This is a genomic window from Kitasatospora sp. NBC_00374 (assembly GCF_041434935.1).
In the GTDB taxonomy this organism is placed as follows: Bacteria; Actinomycetota; Actinomycetes; order Streptomycetales; family Streptomycetaceae; genus Kitasatospora.
Window position 1 is genome coordinate 7,266,986 of record NZ_CP107964.1, and the last position, 16,109, is coordinate 7,283,094.

Genomic DNA, 16,109 nt, shown 5'->3' on the forward strand with positions numbered 1-16,109 from the left:
CTTTCCGGCCTGTCCGCTGCGGACCTCGGCCGGCCCCGATACCTTCGACTATAGGCACCCGAATGGCCTTGGGTATCATTGAGACGCATTGTCACGGAGCCGCTGGGCTCCCCGCCTCCGCGTCGCCGGCGGCCAACTCTCGTACATCGACCCCTCCAGACTCCGCCACGGCGCGAAGGGGGTAGCTCGGTTGACGCGTCGAAGACAACGCCTGATGGTCTGTTACCTGGGCTGGATGGCTGTGCTGACCCTGGTCTACTACCGGAACCCGGACGAACGGATCATCTGGTGGACGGGCATCGGCCTGACCGGGGTCGCGGCCATCGTCGTCGGTACCCGGCTGAACCGCCCGGCGCACCCGCAGTACTGGTACCTGCTCGCGCTCGCGAACCTCAGCTTCACCATCGGCGAGATCGCCCAGGTCATCCAGACCGAGTACCTGGCGCAGTTCGACTTCCCGTCCGTCGCCGACGGCTTCTACCTCGCCGAGTACCTGCTGTACGCGGTGGGCGTCTCCGGCTTCATCCGCTGGCGCACCGCCCAGCAGGACCGCGGCAGCCTGATCGACGCGCTGATCCTGACCGTGGGCCTGGCCCTGCTGGCCTGGATCTACCTGATCGTCCCGTACGAGCGCAATCCCGATCTGAGCTGGTTCCAGAAGGCGGTCTCGGTCGCCTACCCGCTCGGTGACATCCTCATTCTGGCGATGCTGATGCGGCTGCTGGTGCCACGCGGCGGCAAGAGCAAGGCGTTGTGGCTGCTGGCCTTCGGCACCCTCGGCATGCTGGTCGCGGACGTCGCCTACGGGCTGATCCAGCTGCACGGGGTGTGGCGGATCGGCAGTCCGGTCGACCTCGGCTGGGCGGTGTTCTACTGCGCCTGGGGCGCGGCCGCGCTGCACCCGTCCATGGTCGAGCTGACCCGGCCGATCCCGACCCAGCAGCTGGACATCTCCGGCGGCCGGCTGGCGCTGCTCGCCGCGGCCTCGATGATCGCCCCCGCGATGCTGCTGGTCGACCTCTCCCGGGGCGACACCAGCCACGCCGGTGTGATCGCCACCTTCTCGGCGGTGCTCTTCCTGCTGGTGCTGGCCCGCCTGGGCGGGATCGTCCTGGTGCACCGGCACGCCGTCGCCCGGGAGCGGGCACTGAGAGTGGCCGGGGCGTCACTGACCAGATCGGTGGACTTCGAGGAGGTCTCCGACGCGGTACAGGCCGCCGCGTCCTCGCTGATGCCCACCCCGCCCGGCCACTCCGCCCTGCTCGGCGTGCGGGCCGACGGGCAGCTGTGGGTGCGGCAGGGCGAGATCGAGGCGGTGCTGCGGGTGCCGCCGGACAGCGAGCTGCGGGAGAGCCGGGTGATCCCCGTGGAGGAGCTCGGCGGCGGCCTGGAGCGCCGCTTCTCCGGGCTGTCGCACGCCCTGATCTGCCCGCTCGCCCTGGAGAACCGGCCGATGGGCGAGCCGCTGATCGGCGTCCTGATCGTCGGCGGCACCGAGCACCAGCTCACCGCGCTCTGGGGCACCCTGGACATCCTGGCGGCCCAGTCGGCCCTGGCCGTCGAGCGCGTGATGCTCAGCCGCGAGGTCAACCAGCGCAACAGCGAGGCGTACTTCCGCACCCTGGTGCAGAGTGCCTCCGACGTGATCCTCATCCTCACCGCCGAGGACGACATCCGGTACGCCAGCTCCTCCGCGCAGCGGGTACTGGGCTACTCCAGCCTGGAGGGCGTCCAGCTCAGCGAGCTGATCCCGCCCGAGGAGAGCCGCCGGCTCCACCAGGCCCTGGCCCGGATGCGGACCAGGGAGCAGTCCGAGCAGCGCGAGCACTGGCGGCTGCTGCGCAGCGACCGCAGCGTGATCGAGGCCGAGGTGCGCTGGAACGACCTGCGCGAGGACCCGACCGTCGGTGGCCTGGTCCTGACCCTGCGCGATGTGACCGACCAGCGGCAGATGGAGCGCGAACTGACCCACCGGGCCTTCCACGACTCGCTGACCGGGCTGGCCAACCGGGTGCTCTTCCAGGACCGGGTCGGCCATGCGCTCACCCGCAGCGAGCGCCGCGGCACCGTGATGGGCGTGCTCTTCCTGGACCTGGACGACTTCAAGGTGGTCAACGACACCCAGGGCCACGCGATCGGCGACGAGCTGCTGGTCGCGGTCTCGCTGCGGGTCTCCACCGCCCTGCGCACCTCGGACACGGCGGCCCGGCTCGGCGGCGACGAGTTCGCCGTCCTGGTCGAGGACGCGCTCTCGCCCGCCGACGTGGGCTCCACGGCCGACGCCGTGCTGAGCGCCTTCGAGGAGCCGTTCCGGCTGAGCTCGGGCACCGTCCGGGTGGCCGCCAGCGTCGGGGTGGCCACCACCGAGGACAGCGTGGACGCCGCCGAACTGCTGACCCACGCCGACCTGGCGCTGTACTCGGCCAAGGCGTCCGGCAAGCGCCAGTGGTGCCAGTACCAGCCCGCCCTGCAGGCCGGCCTGGTGGAGCGGCACGAACTCAACGAGAGCCTGGACACCGCGATCGCCGAATCCGCGTTCGCGCTGTACTACCAGCCGATCGTCGACCTGGCGGACGGTGGACTGGTGGCCTTCGAGGCGCTGGTGCGCTGGCCGCACGAGCGGCGCGGCATGGTGCTGCCGGAGGAGTTCATCTCACTCGCCGAGGAGAGCGGGCAGATCGTGCCGCTCGGTGCGTGGGTGCTGGAGCGGGCCGTCGCCGAGGCGGCGTCCTGGCAGCGGTCGACCTCGGCCCGGCGGGGCGCGGAGGGGCGGCGGCCGCTGCGGGTGAGCGTCAACGTGTCGGCCCGGCAGTTCCGGGACGCGGGCTTCGTGGACATCGTCCGCAACGTGGTGGAGCACAGCGGGATCCAGCCCGGCACGCTGATCCTGGAGCTGACCGAGAGCGTCCTCATGCGCCGGGACGAGCGGGTGCGCACCGACATGGAGGCGCTGCGCGAGCTCGGGGTGCGGATCGCGATCGACGACTTCGGCACCGGGTACTCCTCGCTGAGCTATCTGCGTGAGTTCCCGATCTCCGTCCTCAAGATCGACAAGTCCTTCATCGACGGGCTCGGGCTCTCCCAGCAGCAGTTCGCCCTGGTGGAGGGCATCACCCGGATCGCCGACACCCTCGGCGTCCAGGTCATCGCCGAGGGCATCGAGAACGCCGTCCAGCGGGACCTGCTGGCGGCCATGGGCTGCCCGCTCGGCCAGGGGTACCTGTTCGCCCGGCCGCTCACCGCGGATCAGGCGAGCGTGCTGGTCCGGGACGACGCCGAGTCCGCGCACCTGCGGGCGGGCGGGTCCTGAACCCGCCCGTCCGGTCCGCCCCGCGCGGGTCTCGGCCGTCTCAGCGGGTCTCGCCGCCGAGCGCCGCCGCGAGCTTCAGGGAGGCCTGCGCCTGGTCCGCACGCCCCTGTCGCTGGAGAGTGCGGCCGAGCATCAGGTGGGCGTAGTGCTCGACCGGGTCGAGGGCGATCACCTCGCGCAACTGCTCCTCGGCGCGGCGCAGCTGGGCGGAGTGGAAGTACGCGCGGGCCAGCAGCAGTCGCGGCGCCACCTGGCCCGGCGTCTCGGCCACCACCTCGGTGAGGATCCGGGCGGCCTCGGTGTAGTGCTTCGACTCGAAGTACAGCTCGGCGCGGGCCCAGCGCTGCGCGGTGGTCTCCTCGCGGTGGACGGTGTTCACTGCGGCTCCCTTCGGGTGGTTCTGACGGGCACTGGTGGTTGAACATTCACCTTTCTCTCGGCATTCCCGGGACGTTCCCGCCCGCACCGGGCCCGTCGAGGGTCGGCCCCGGACCCGTCGGCCGTCAGCCCCGGACGAAGAACAGTTCCAGTCGGACCGTGCCGACCTGCCCCTCGCCGTCCTCGTACGCCCGGATGATCCGCGGGTCGTAGGCGGGGAAGAACTCCGGTGCGACGTCCGGCACCCGGGGCGCCACCTGGCGGGCCAGCTCGGCGCTGCGGCCCAGGTCGGCGGCGCACCCCCGGCAGGCCGCGGCCGAGCCCCAGACCAGCACCAGCGCCGCGCGCCTGGCCCGGTAGGGCTGGATGCCCAGGCGCAGCTGCTGGAGCAGGTCGGCCACGGCGGCCGGGGAGCCGTCCAGCAGGGCGTCCGGATCGACGTGTGCGACCACCGACTCGCTGTGCGGATCCAGGCTCGCGGACGAGGCGCCGTGTGGGCCCGCGGGTGGCGCGGCCGCCGCCGCGCTCGGATTCGGCCCGGGAGAGCGGCCCGCGGACGGCAGTGCCGGTACCACCTCGGTACCGAGCACCACCACGACCAGCATCAGCAGGATGTCGGCGAGGAGCCAGCCCGCCAGCCGGGGCAGGGTGAGGCCGCCGTTGCTCCGCCTCATCCGGGCGTGCCCGCGCCGTCGACCGCAAGGGTCCGGCGGTGCGGTGGCGGCCCGTGGCGGCCGGATGTGTTCGCGGCCCGGCTCGACGGGCCGCACGGAATCCCCACTGGTGTCACAACTCCAAGCGAACGGTGTGGTGTTGGCGCAGAGCGGCGCGGCACCGCCGGCTGGGTGCCCGGGCCGGGCGCCGGCCCTGAACGGTGATCAGCATGCCATGGTCCGTGGCCCGGAAAACCGTCGAACGGGCGAATCGGAGGATGATTTTCTGCAATTCGCCACGGCGGCCGCCGTTGCATCGAGGGCATGTCAAATTCCTTTCCGCTCAAGGGAATTGAGGAGACCCGCGAAGTCGGTGCCCCGTGCTCCGCCGCCCGGGCCGCCCGTGCGGCCGCGGCGCGTCCAACACACCCGCACGGCCCAAGATCCCGGGCCGGCGGAGGGCGGAACCCTACTGTCGCCGTGACATCGTCGAGAAAGGGAACACCATGAACCGCACCTGCAAGCTGATGCTGGTCCTGGCTGCCGCCGCAGGCCTGGCGGGCGGCCTGCCCGGCGTCGCCGTGGCCGACATCGACTACGACTCCACGGCCGCCCCGTGGGCGATCGTCCTCGGCGACGGCAACCAGCTCGCCGGCGACGACATCTTCAACGTGGGCCGCGACAACACGGTGGGCTCCAACAACGGCGACGGCAGCCCGGTCACGGCCGGCTGACCGCCGCGCCGCAGGGCACAGGGCCGTGCAGAACCGACCGCCGGAACGGAAACCGTTCCGGCGGTCGGTGCGTCCACCCGTCGTGCCCGTCCGCCCGCGATCCCGCGTCTTATAGCACAGTCATCCCGGTCATCAAGTCCACAACCCGGGACCTCGTTCCCCGTCCCCGACCCCGCCGGTCAGCGGGATGTCCGCTCAGCGGAGACCGTTGATACTTTTTGTGTGCATGATCGGCAGTTCGTGCGCCGGTCGGCGACGACGATGGGGTGACGGATGGTGGGGGAACTGAGGTTCGAGGTGCTCGGGCCGATGCGGGCGTACCGGGGGGACGACCGGCTCAGGGTTGGAGCGCCGCAGCAGCAGGCGATGCTGGCGGTGCTGCTGCTGCGCCCGGGGCGCAGCGCGGGTGCCGCCGAGCTGACCGAGGCGCTCTGGGGGGAGGAGCCGCCGAACGCGGCGATCACCACGCTGCGCACCTACGCCTGGCGCTGGCGCAAGATCCTGGAACAGGACCGCTCGGCACCGGGCGTCCTGGTGTCGGTCGGCGACGGATACCGCCTGGTCCTCCCGAGACCCTGCCTCGATGTGCAGCAGGCCGAGGCGCTGGCCGCCCGGGCGGCCCAGGAGCGGACCGCCGGACGTCCGGCGCAGGCCGCGGCGCTGCTGCGGGAGGCGCTCGGACTGTGGCAGGGCGAGCCGCTGGCCGCCGTCCCCGGTCCGTTCGCCGAGCGGCAGCGGGCCCGGCTCGACGAACTGCGCGTCGCGCTGCTGGAGGACCGGCTGGAGCTCGACCTTGACCTCGGCCGACAGGCCCGGGCCGTGCCGGACCTGCGGCTGCTGGTCGCCGAACACCCGTTGCGCGAGCGCCCGTACGGGCTGCTGATGCGGGCGCTGTGCCAGGTCGGGCGGCAGGCCGACGCGCTCACGGTGTTCCGCGAGGTGCGGCACCTGCTGGTCGAACAGGTCGGCCTGGAGCCCGGGCCGGAGCTGACCGCCCTGCACCAGCGGATCCTCGCCGGAGACCCGGAGCTGACGGCGGCCCGGCCGCCTGCCGTGCCCGCCGGATCCGGTGCGTCGGGCGCCGCGCTGGAGGCCGTGCCCGACGCCGTACCGGTACCCCGAGCTGAGGACGAGGCCGAAGCCGGGACCGGACCGGGCGGGAGCCCGGGACGCCGGGGGCGGCCGGGGCGGCCGTCCGCGGCCAGGCCGAAGCCGGCCCAACTCCCCTGTGCACCGGTCGACTTCACCGGCCGGGAAGGTCTGGTCGCCCGGCTCGCCGACGCGCTGCTGCCGGCCCCGGGCGGTGGACCGACGGTCGTCCTGGTGGCGGGCATGGGCGGGGTGGGCAAGACCGCGCTCGCCCTGCACACCGCCGACCGCGTCCGCGCCGCCTTCCCGGACGGCCAGCTCCACGCCGACCTGCGCGGCACCGACCACGACCCGGCCGAGCCCGGGCACATCCTGGCCGGGTTCCTGACCGCGCTCGGGCTCGCTCCGGACGCCGTGCCGCCCGAGGCGGAGGCCCGCGCGGCCCTGTTCCGCTCGATGTCCGCCGGACGGCGCCTGCTGATCGTGCTGGACAACGCCCGGCACGCCGCCCAGGTGCGCCCGCTGCTGCCGGGCCCCGGCGAGTGCGCCGTCCTGGTCACCAGCCGGCCGCGGCTCGCCGGCCTGCCCGCCTGTCTGCAGGCCGACCTGGACGTGTTCGAACCCGCCGAGGCCCTCGACCTGTTCGGCCGGGTGGTCGGGGCCGAGCGGGCCGCCGCCGAGCGGATCGCGGCCGGCGACCTGGTCGCCACCTGCGGCTTCCTGCCGCTCGCCGTCCGGATCGTGGCCGCCCGCCTGGCCGCCCGGCCGAGCTGGACCGTCGAGCTGCTGGCGGCCAGGCTGGCCGACGAACGCCGCCGGCTCACCGAACTGCGCGCCGGAGACCTCGCCATCGAGCCGGTCTTCGAGCTCGGCTACCGCCAGCTCTCGCCCGATCAGGCCCGGGCCTTCCGCCTGCTGGCGAGCGTGGACGGCCCGGACATCGGACTGGCGGCCGCCGCCGCCGCGCTGGGCACGGACGAACTCCGCACCGAGGACGTGCTGGAGTCCCTGGTCGACGTCGCCATGCTGGAATCCCCCGTCCCCGGCCGCTACCGGTTCCACGACCTGCTGCGGACCTTCGGCCGCCAGCACGCCCGGGCCCACCGCCAGGACGTCCGGGAGGCTCTCGGCCGGCTGCTCGACCTCCAACTGGCCACCGCCTGCGCCGCGTTCCGGCACGCCGTACCGGGTGACCCGACCGCCGGCGCGCTCGGCCCGCTGCGCGCACCGGGCCCGGCCTTCGCCGACCTGGCGGCCGCCCGCGCCTGGGCGCACACCGAGTCCGAGGGCGCGCTGGCGCTGGCCGCGCAGACCGCCGCCGACCGCGACGGGGACGGCGTCGACGGGGACGCGCTGCGGACCGCGATCGACCTGCTGATCGCGCTCAGCCCCTTCCACCAGGACACCCGCTACGGTCAACTCGCCCCCACCGGGAGGCTGCTGGCCGAGGCGGCCGGGCTGCGCGGGGACCGCCAGGCGGAGGGCAGAGCCCGCTTCCTGTGCGGGACGATCGCCCTCAAGGACACCCGGCTCGCCGAGGCCGAGCACGAGGCCCGGCTGGCCGTCCTCGCCTGCCGCGAGGCGGGGGACACCGCCGTCCTGCGCCAGGCCCTCAACGACCTGGGCCTGGTGGCGCAGTTCCTGCGCCGGTACGACGAGGCGATCCGCAGCTTCGACGAGGCGATCGGCCTGGCCCGCGACCTGGGCCACCGCTCGGGTGAGATCGCCACCACCGTGAACGCGGCCCTGGCCCGGGTCCGCAGCGGCCGGGCGGCCGAAGCCGTCCCCGCCTGCGAGGGCGTGCTGCCCGGCCTGCGGCAGCTCGGCGACCAGCCCGGCACCTGCTACGCCCTGTACGTGCTGGGCCTGGCCCTGCACGCGACCGGCCGGTACCAGGAGGCGGTCCTCCGGTACGGCGAGTGCCTGGACATCGCGACCGCCGCCGGCATCCGGCAGCGGGTCGCGCATGCCCGCTACCGGATGGCCGACACCCTGCGCGTCCTCGGACGCCACCGGGAGGCCCAGACCCAGGCGGAGGCGGCACTGCGGCTCTGCGAGGATCTCGGGTCGGACCGGGACCAGGGCCATGCCCTGGTGGTGCTGGGCCGGACGCTCGCGGAGCGCGGCCGGGCCGAGGAGGCCAGGGCCAGCCTGCTGCGCGCCTCCGCGCTGTTCGCCCGGCTCGGTCTGCCCGACGTGGCGGACGTCGAGGCGCTGCTCGGCGATCTGGCGGCGTAGCGGCGGCTCGGGTGTGGCACGGGGCACGGGTGCGGGTGCGGGTGCGGGTGCGGGTGCGGGTGCGGGTGCGGGTGCGGGTGCGGTCAGGACCCGGTGCTGTTCCAGGTCGGCTCGATCGCGTTCGTCGCCGTGGTCCGGGGGGTGTCGACGGTGAGGTGCGTCAGGTCGACCTGGTCCGCGCTCGCGGTGGTGGCGGTGCCGAGCAGCAGGCCGGCCGCCAGGAGCGCCACGGCGGCCCAGCGGGTGGTGGTGGCGGTGCACTCGGTCGCCGTGCGCGTGGTGGCCGTGCGCTTGGTGGAAGCCCTCATGTCGATGCCCTTCGGTGTCGGATCGTCCGTCGAGGACCATTGTGCGGACCCGGGTTCGACTCTCGATCAACATCCGATCACCGAACCCGCGCCGGCCCCCGGCCGAACCTTCACGCCTCGGCCAGCAGCTGGGTGCGGACCAGCCGTGCGTAGAGGTCGTCCGCGGCCAGCAGCTCGCGGTGGGTGCCGACCGCCCGGGCCCGGCCGGCCTCCATCACCACGATCTGCCGGGCCTCGGCGACCGTGGACAGCCGGTGGGCGATCACCACGACGGTCGTCTCCCGGGCGATCTCGGCCACGGCCTCCCGCAGCGCCCGCTCGTTCTCGGCGTCCAGCTGCGAGGTCGCCTCGTCCAGCAGCAGCAGCCTCGGCCGGCGCAGCAGCGCCCGCGCGACGGCGACCCGCTGCCGCTGGCCGCCCGACAACGCCGTTCCGCGCTGGCCGAGTTCGGTGTCCAGCCCGTCGGGCAGCCGCGCCACGAGCCGGTCCAGACGGGTGACGGCGAGCACCGCGCGCAGCTCGTCCTCGCCGGCCCGCGGCGCGCCCTGGAGCAGGTTGGACCGCAGGGTGCCGGCGAGCACCGGGGCGTCCTGTTCCACGTACCCGATGCAGGCCCGCAGTTCGGCCAGCGGCCAGTCGCCCAGGGCGCGGCCGTCCAGGGAGATGCTGCCGGCCAGCGGCTCGTAGAACCGCTCCAGCAGCGCGAACGTGGTGCTCTTGCCCGCGCCCGAGGGGCCGACGAGGGCGGTGAGACCACCCGCCGGCACGTCGAGGGACAGCCCGTCGAGCACCGTCCCCGGGCGGCTCGGGTAGCCGAACGACACCTGCCGGAAGGACAGCGCGGCGGGGGCGGCCGGGCCGGGGGGTGCCGACACCGCTCCCGCCGGTCCCGCCGGTTCGAGCGGTTCGACCGGGAGCCGCTCGATCTCGTGGATCCGCTGCGCCGCCGCGATGCCGCGCTGCACCAGGCCCGCGCTGGTGGCCAGTTGGGTCAGCAGCGGGCCGACGAAGACCAGGTAGAACAGGAAGGCCACCAGCGCCGACACGGTCATCCGGCCGGTCGCCACCCTCGTCCCGCCGACGCCCAGGACCGTCAGGAAGGCGAGCCGCACCGACAGCCCGGAGGCGATCTCCGCCGCCACCTCCCAGCGCGCCGCCCGCACGCCGCTCGACCAGGCCCGGCGGGCCGCCTCCCGGGCGGCGCCGATCTCCTGCCGCTCCAGGCCGTTGGCCTTCACCGTCCGGAACGCGCCGAGCGAGCGTTCCATCGCCGACCCGAGCTCCCCGGTGACCGCCTGCGCCTGCCGGGTGGCCCGGCCGATCCCGGGCAGGGTGAGCGCGCCGAGCCCGCACACCGTGCCGATCACCCCGACCGTCGCACCGGCCAGCACCGGATCGAGCAGGAACATCGCGACCAGGCCCCCGAGCACCATCAGCGCCGAGGTCGCGCAGGCCGCCAGGGCGTGCCCGGCGGCCGAGCGCAGCAGGGCCGTGTCGGAGGTCAGCCGGGCGATCAGGTCCCCGGGCCGCTGCCGGTCGAGGTCGGCCACCGGCAGCCGCAGGATCCGCGCCGCCAGCCGTTCCCGGGTGGTGCGCACGACGTCCTCCGCGGTGCGCTCCAGCAGGTACGAGCCGGCGCCGGTGACCAGGACGGAGGCCAGCACCAGGGCGCCGAGCCCGAGCGCGGACGCGGTCGGCGAGCCGCCCTCCGCCAGGCGGTCGATCAGCGCCTTGGCGGCCATCGGTTCGGCCAGCCCCGCCAGCCCGCCGGCCAGCGCCAGCGCGGCGCCGGCCGCCAGCGGCCCCCGGTGCGGTCGCAGGTGACGCCCGATCAGCAGCCGCAGCCCGGCGGACCGCGCGGCACCGCTCACTCGGACGCCCCGGCGGCGAGCCGTTCGGCCAGCGCGGCGATGCCGGGGCTGGCGCCCAGACCCGGGACGTCCCCCTCGGCGCGCTGGGCGTCGCGGGCGAACGCCAGCAGGTCCGCCGCGGAGAGGTCCGGCAGCCGCTGCCGGAACCGTCGCAGCAGCTGCTCGCCGGCGGTCTGCAGGGCCGCGTCGTCCAGCGGGCGGGCCGGCAGCCGCAGGCCGTCCAGCAGCAGGTGCTGCAGGGCGCGGAACAGCTCCCGGGCGCCGACCTCGCGGATGGTCAGGGACACGTGCGAGGAGAGCCCCTCGCCGCCCACCGCGCGGTGCGCGAAGGCACGGGGGATGTAGAGCACCTCGCCCGCCCGCAGGGTGGTCTCCAACAGGGCCGGCCCCGCGTCCGCGACCGCCCCGGGGGCCCAGTCCGCGTCGCCGGTCGGGCCGCCGTGCACCGTCCAGCGCTTGCTGCCGGTGACCTGGAGCAGCAGGACGTCGGCGTCGTCGCGGTGCAGGTCGAGCCCCTGGGCGCCGGGCGGGGTGACGAAGTGGAACGCCTCGACCCGGCGCCCCAGTTCGTCCTGCAGCCGGGTGGTCAGCGCCCTGGTCCGGGGATGCCAGTGCTCGACGTTGCGCAGGACCAGCGTCGCGCCCTCCGCCAGCAGGGACCGGATCCGGTCCGGGTCGGCGTAGCCGGGCCCGGTCACACCGGAGACCGTGCGCGGGCGGGTGTACGTGGCGGAGTGCACCGGATCGCCGGCGCGGGCCAGTTCGACGTGCGGGGTGCGCAGCAGCCCGCCGGCGAGCGCGGCGTCGATCTCGTCGAGGGTGAGCGGTTCGGACGGGCCGGCCGCGCCGGGGCGGAAGACCGCCGGTCCGCTGCGCCAGTGGTCGGTGCGGAAGGCGTCCACGTCGCCCACCCAGCGGGTGAGTTCCTCCCGGAGCATACGGGTCTCTTTTCGTCGTCGTCTCGGTGGGCGGTCGCGCGGGTACGGCTCGGCCGGTGCGGGTCAGGCCAGCAGCAGCGCCCGGTCCCACCGGGACGCGGGGGCGGTGTCGGTGGCGAAGGTGTGCAGCGCGAGGGCGGCGCCGGCCGCGCCGGTCAGGAACCCGGCCGGGTGCTCGTCCGGGTCCCGCCGCCCGGGCCCGGCGGCGAAGCCGAACGGGCCGTCCCGGTCGACCAGTTCCAGCAGCCGGGCGGCGATCCGCGGCACCTGCGCGGTGAGCCGGGGGTCGCCGCTGTCCCGGGCGGCGCGCCAGGTGGTCTGGAGCAGCCCGGCCCAGCCGTGGCAGAGCCCGGCCTCGTCGAGCGGCGGGGAGTGCGGCTGGTCCAGCCGGGTCAGCGCGTCGCGCAGGGCCGCCACACCCGCGTCCCGCCACGGCCGGACGTCCAGGGCGAGGCCGGCCAGCTGGAGGCTGCGGGCGATGCCGGGGCCGCCGTAGCACCACGAGGGGCGGCCGGCCCGGCCGTCGTGGGCCGGGCCGAGGGTCAGCTGGCCGGGCCACCAGACCCCGGCGGCGTCCCGCTCGGCCCGTTCGCACAGCCACCGGGCGAGCACGGTGATCGCGGCCCGCTGGCCCGGCACCCGGACGCCTTGGCGCCAGGCGAGCGCGAGCAGGGCGAGCGGCCCGGGCACCCCGTGCGCGGCCCCGAGGTTGGCGTGCCCGTCGGCCGGGTGGACCGGACGGTAGGTGGCGCCGTCCTGCGCCACCCACCAGCCGGGCAGTTCGCGGCCCTCCGTCCGGACGGGCAGGGCGAGGCCCGCCAGGGTGGCGATCACCTGGGCGGTCGGGCCGGGCCGGTCGAGCTCCAGCAGGTGTGCGCCCAGCCCGGCGAGACCGGAGATCGTGTCGTACCCGGCCAGCGTGGTGCAGGCCCGGCCGGCCGCGATCCGCGCCTGCTCGCCGTCCGCCCGGCGCCCGGCCAGGGTCGCGACCTGGTCGGCGAGATGGGTCCGGGCCCTGGCGTGGCCGGTTGGGGACGGTGCGGTGCGGTGCAGGGCGAAGGAGAGCGCCGCGACCGGCCCGTACAGCCCCTGCGGCCCGGGCGCGGGGGGTTGCCCGGGCTGCCGGGCGAGGTCGGCGGCCCGTGCCAGCCAGCGCAGGGCTGCGGTGCGGTGCCCCGGGTCACGGTGGGCCAACTCCGCGTGCAGCAGGGCGATCCCGGGCGCGCCGTCGCTCAGGCTGCCGGCCCGGAAGGCGGACGGGGACGGCCCGTCCGGCGCCTGGACGACGTTCGGGTCGGCCAGCCGCCGTGCGGTGGCGGCGACCACCAGGGCCGCCCGCTGTCGAAGGCTCACCGGGCGGCCCTGCCGCGGTCCAGCCGGCTGCGCAGGGCGACGGCGGCGAGCGCGAAGGCCCGTTCCTCGGCGGGCCGGTCGATGCCGACCAGGCGGTTGTGGTGCAGGTGCAGCAGCGCGTCCAGCGCCCCGGCGGCGCCCGACCCGCCGTCCAGCGCGCGCAGCCGGTCGCCGTACGCGGTCAGGGCCGGGGCCCGGCGTTCCCAGCAGGCGGCCAGGGCCGGGCCGCCGGGACGTGCCCGCAGCCGGTCCCAGCCGCCGAACGGGTCGATCAGCTCCCGGGCCAGGTCCTTGGCCTCCCGGTCGGGCTCGGCGGCGCCCGGCGGGCGGGCCCGGGCCAGCAGGTGCCGTACGCCCTGCTCGGGCCCGGCCACCCGGCAGGCCAGGTCGACGTAGCCGGCCGCGGCCAGCACGGTGCGTTCCAGGTCGAGTTCACGCCGGTCGAGCAGGGCGAGCTGCGCCAGGCAGGCGGCGCTGTCCGCCTCGAACGCGGCCTCGGCCGCGGCGCGGGCCTGTGCGCCGCCGTAGCGTTCGAGCTCCGGTTCGTAGGTGTCCAGCGTCAGCCGGCCGGCCAGCCCGGCCGTCACCAGCGCGTCGGACCAGGTGTTGAGGCCCGGCAGCACCTGGGCGGCGAGGACGGCCGGGTCGCCGTGGATGCGCAGCCGCAGATGGGCGTCCGGATCGCGGTAGCGCAGGAAGAACCAGCGCCGCACCAGGCCGTCCAGGCCGTCCAGCAGCCGGGGGAGCCGGTGGGTGAGGATCTCGTCCTGCCGCTCGGGGGAGCAGTACACCTTGCCGTACAGCCAGTCGGAGCCCGGGCCGTGCGCGGTGCGTTCGCGGCGCGGCTCCGGGTAGCGCAGCGGGCGGGCCGGCGGGGTGGCGGCGTGGCGGCGCAGCAGCGGGAAGGCGATCTCGTTGGTCCGGCCGGCGGGCTCCCGCGGGCCGGCGGCCAGCCAGCCGGTGCCGTGGCCGCAGCCGGTGGGGAGCTCCTGAAGGACGGCCCCCGGGCGGCGCAGCCACTCGTCCCTGAGCAGCGCGCGGTGGAACGGCCGTCGCAGGTCCAGGGCGATCCGGTTGTCGCCGTTGACGCTCTCCACCTCGTCCGGCACCCGCCAGCGCTCCCGCCAGGCGGCGAAGCGGCGCTCCCAGGCGTCGGCGCCGGTGGCGCGGTCCTGGAGCGACGGATCGGTCGGACGCCAGCGGGCGGGGGACAGTACCGTCCGCCCGCGCCGGACCCGGGGCAGGTAGGGCAGGGTGTCGGCGGTGCCCCAGCGCCAGCGGGGCCAGGCCGGCCCGCCGTGCTGGGTGATCTCGTGCAGGAAGCGGGCCGCGTTCGGCGCGTGCCACATGGTCGCCAGCATGCTGGGGACGACCGGGACCACCTCTCGGCCGAGCCGGGGAGCGACGACCGCCAGGCGCCGCACGTCCGCCACCACGGCGAGGTCGGAGACGCCGAGCACGGTGGCGTCGGTCCGGTCGGCGAAGGCGGCGAGGACGATGGTGTGCGGCAGCCGGCGCGGCACCATGGCCACGTTGGCGGTGGCCCCGCGCGGTGGCGGGAAGCAGAGCTGCGCCTTCACCGCGTCCGGGTCGGTGGTGGGGAGGTCGCGCACGACCGCGGTGACCAGGTCGTCGGCGGTGCCCAGGACCCGCCCGAAGCGGCCGGCGTGGGCGCCGGCCGTCCTGGCACCACCGGTGATCACCAACCGGAACGCGCCGTCGGCCAGGCCCTCGGGCGAGTCGGCCAGCAGCTGGGCGAGGATCTCGAACGAGGCCGGCGGGGCCGGCTCCGGCCCGCCCGGTTCGGCGGCCGTCAGCCGGTCGAGCAGGTCGTCGTCGAGGACGAGTTCCGGCGCGCCGATGATGGACGCCTCCTGGGCGAGCGTGGTGAGCAGCCGGTCCTGCGCGCCGGGCTCGCCGCCCTCGGCCCGCAACTGCCGTGCGGTGACCGGCAGTCGGTAGCCGGCCGGGCCGCCCAGGCCGAGGTCGGGGTCGAGCAGCTCGGTCAGCGGCACGGCCCGTCCGGCGCCGTAGCGTTCCAGGAAGTCCTCGTGGTACTGGCGCAGATGGGCGGGTCCCGGCCGGTGCGCGGACAGCCGCCACAGCGCCTCGGCGGCCTGCTCGACCTCCGCCCGGACGACGGGTGGCAGCCGGACGTCCACATCCAGCCCCAGGTCGACCTGGACCAGGTGCTCGGCCGGGTGCAGCCGGTGCATCCGCCCGGTGGCGGCGTTGCGGGCCGCTCGGCCGGAGCCCAGCGGCGTTGCCGCGTACTGCGCCAACTCGTCCTGTATGGAAGAGAGTTCGTCGACAGTCCCGGCCACCCGCGGGGGCAGGACGGCCGTGCCGGGGGCGAGCAGGGCCAGGACGTGGCCCAGCGGCTCGGCGGCCTCCGTCGGCGGGCGCAGCTCGGTCAGCAGCACCTCCGCGCCGACCAGGTCGGCGAGCAGCCGCTCGACGGTGCCGGGGGCGGCGCCGGGGTACGCGTCGAGCAGATGACGGTGCAGTTCGCCGAACGGCACCGGCCGCGCGGCCCGTTCGAGCACGCGCAGGACCACCTCGCCGGCCCGCACCGAGACCTCCTGCGCGGCCGGCCGCGCGCCCGCGCCGGGGGACGGGACGTACGGGACGACCAGTCGGCCGCCGCGGACGAAGCACAGGTCGTTGGCGGTCACCCGGAGCAGCCGCAGCACGGCCGGCTCCCGTTCCAGCCCGGCGACCACCTCGGTCAGCCAGCCCATGTCGGGGCGGACGGCCTTCACGTGGCGCTCGCCCCAGCGGACCTCCGGCGCGTCGGCGAAGCCGATCGCGGCGACCCCGGCCATCGTGCCGAACGGTGTCGCCCGGCCGGACATCCGCAGCCGGTAGCGGGCGACCGCCCGGACGGCCCGGCGCAGCTGCTTCGCCCGCACGGGGGCGCCGGCCACCACCCGGTCGAGGATCCGGCTGAGCGAGGGGCTGGCGAGCGCCACCGCCTCGCGCAGCGGGGCGTCCGCGGCCGCGGCGGCCAGCCGGGCGCGCAGCGCCTCCTCGGTGCCGGTGTCGTCGGTGTCCGCCGGGCCGGTGCCCGCCGTTGTGCCGGAGTCCTCGGCCGGGCGGGTCGGGCGGACCGCCGCGCGGAACAGGGGGGTGTCCGCACACCGGAAGGTGGACGGGCCGGGGGCGGTGCCGCCCCGGGGGGTTGCGGGTGCCTCCATCGGGATGCTGCCTTCTCCTCTGCCGAAACGGGTGAGGCGG

10 protein-coding genes are annotated in these 16,109 nt (G+C 75.7%); 3 read left to right on the top strand and 7 right to left on the bottom strand.

All coding sequences use genetic code 11. The features are described 5' to 3' along the window. Positions 1-235: 235 nt before the first annotated feature. Positions 236-3,310 (top strand): putative bifunctional diguanylate cyclase/phosphodiesterase, encoded by a 3,075-nt coding sequence (locus OG871_RS32325; protein WP_371501631.1) that lies wholly within the window; start codon positions 236-238, stop codon positions 3,308-3,310. A gap of 40 nt (positions 3,311-3,350) precedes the next feature. On the opposite strand, the gene OG871_RS32330 is transcribed toward OG871_RS32325, so the two are convergent. Next, entirely contained in the window at positions 3,351-3,689 is a 339-nt protein-coding gene (locus tag OG871_RS32330) for a tetratricopeptide repeat protein (RefSeq protein WP_371501632.1), read from the bottom strand. A gap of 124 nt (positions 3,690-3,813) precedes the next feature. Continuing rightward, entirely contained in the window at positions 3,814-4,362 is a 549-nt protein-coding gene (locus tag OG871_RS32335; protein ID WP_371501633.1) for a hypothetical protein, read from the bottom strand. Positions 4,363-4,847: 485 nt separating this feature from the next. Between OG871_RS32335 and OG871_RS32340 the strand changes: the two genes are divergently transcribed. Together OG871_RS32340 and OG871_RS32345 are read left to right on the top strand one after the other, a co-directional pair. After that, complete coding sequence (locus OG871_RS32340; RefSeq protein WP_371501634.1) at positions 4,848-5,075, top strand: hypothetical protein; 228 nt, start codon at positions 4,848-4,850, stop codon at positions 5,073-5,075. Positions 5,076-5,348: 273 nt separating this feature from the next. Next, positions 5,349-8,402: a BTAD domain-containing putative transcriptional regulator gene (locus tag OG871_RS32345; protein ID WP_371501635.1), complete on the top strand. Its 3,054-nt coding sequence runs from the start codon at positions 5,349-5,351 to the stop codon at positions 8,400-8,402. 83 nt (positions 8,403-8,485) lie between these two features. On the opposite strand, the gene OG871_RS32350 is transcribed toward OG871_RS32345, so the two are convergent. The 5 genes from OG871_RS32350 to OG871_RS32370 form a co-directional block, all read right to left on the bottom strand. Further along, positions 8,486-8,710, bottom strand: coding sequence for a hypothetical protein (locus OG871_RS32350; protein ID WP_371501636.1), 225 nt, complete (start codon positions 8,708-8,710; stop codon positions 8,486-8,488). A gap of 110 nt (positions 8,711-8,820) precedes the next feature. Continuing rightward, positions 8,821-10,581 (bottom strand): ABC transporter ATP-binding protein, encoded by a 1,761-nt coding sequence (locus OG871_RS32355; RefSeq protein ID WP_371501637.1) that lies wholly within the window; start codon positions 10,579-10,581, stop codon positions 8,821-8,823. Beyond that, positions 10,578-11,519, bottom strand: a complete 942-nt coding sequence (locus tag OG871_RS32360; RefSeq protein WP_371501639.1) for a JmjC domain-containing protein — start codon at positions 11,517-11,519, stop codon at positions 10,578-10,580. The genes OG871_RS32355 and OG871_RS32360 overlap by 4 nt, the downstream gene beginning before the upstream one ends. 63 nt (positions 11,520-11,582) lie before the next feature. After that, positions 11,583-12,872, bottom strand: a complete 1,290-nt coding sequence (locus OG871_RS32365) for a lanthionine synthetase C family protein (protein WP_371501641.1) — start codon at positions 12,870-12,872, stop codon at positions 11,583-11,585. Then, complete coding sequence (locus OG871_RS32370) at positions 12,869-16,069, bottom strand: lantibiotic dehydratase (RefSeq protein WP_371501642.1); 3,201 nt, start codon at positions 16,067-16,069, stop codon at positions 12,869-12,871. Before OG871_RS32370 ends, OG871_RS32365 begins: the two co-directional genes overlap by 4 nt. Between the last annotated feature and the right edge of the window lie 40 nt (positions 16,070-16,109).

Bases quoted from the DNA above. Each gene is read 5' to 3' on its own strand.
- OG871_RS32370 (WP_371501642.1), bottom strand. From the start codon at position 16,069: ATGGAGGCACCCGCAACCCCCCGGGGCGGCACCGCCCCCGGCCCGTCC.
- OG871_RS32340 (WP_371501634.1), top strand. From the start codon at position 4,848: ATGAACCGCACCTGCAAGCTGATGCTGGTCCTGGCTGCCGCCGCAGGC.
- OG871_RS32335 (WP_371501633.1), bottom strand. From the start codon at position 4,362: ATGAGGCGGAGCAACGGCGGCCTCACCCTGCCCCGGCTGGCGGGCTGG.
- OG871_RS32360 (WP_371501639.1), bottom strand. From the start codon at position 11,519: ATGCTCCGGGAGGAACTCACCCGCTGGGTGGGCGACGTGGACGCCTTC.
- OG871_RS32345 (WP_371501635.1), top strand. From the start codon at position 5,349: ATGGTGGGGGAACTGAGGTTCGAGGTGCTCGGGCCGATGCGGGCGTAC.
- OG871_RS32350 (WP_371501636.1), bottom strand. From the start codon at position 8,710: ATGAGGGCTTCCACCAAGCGCACGGCCACCACGCGCACGGCGACCGAG.
- OG871_RS32325 (WP_371501631.1), top strand. From the start codon at position 236: ATGGCTGTGCTGACCCTGGTCTACTACCGGAACCCGGACGAACGGATC.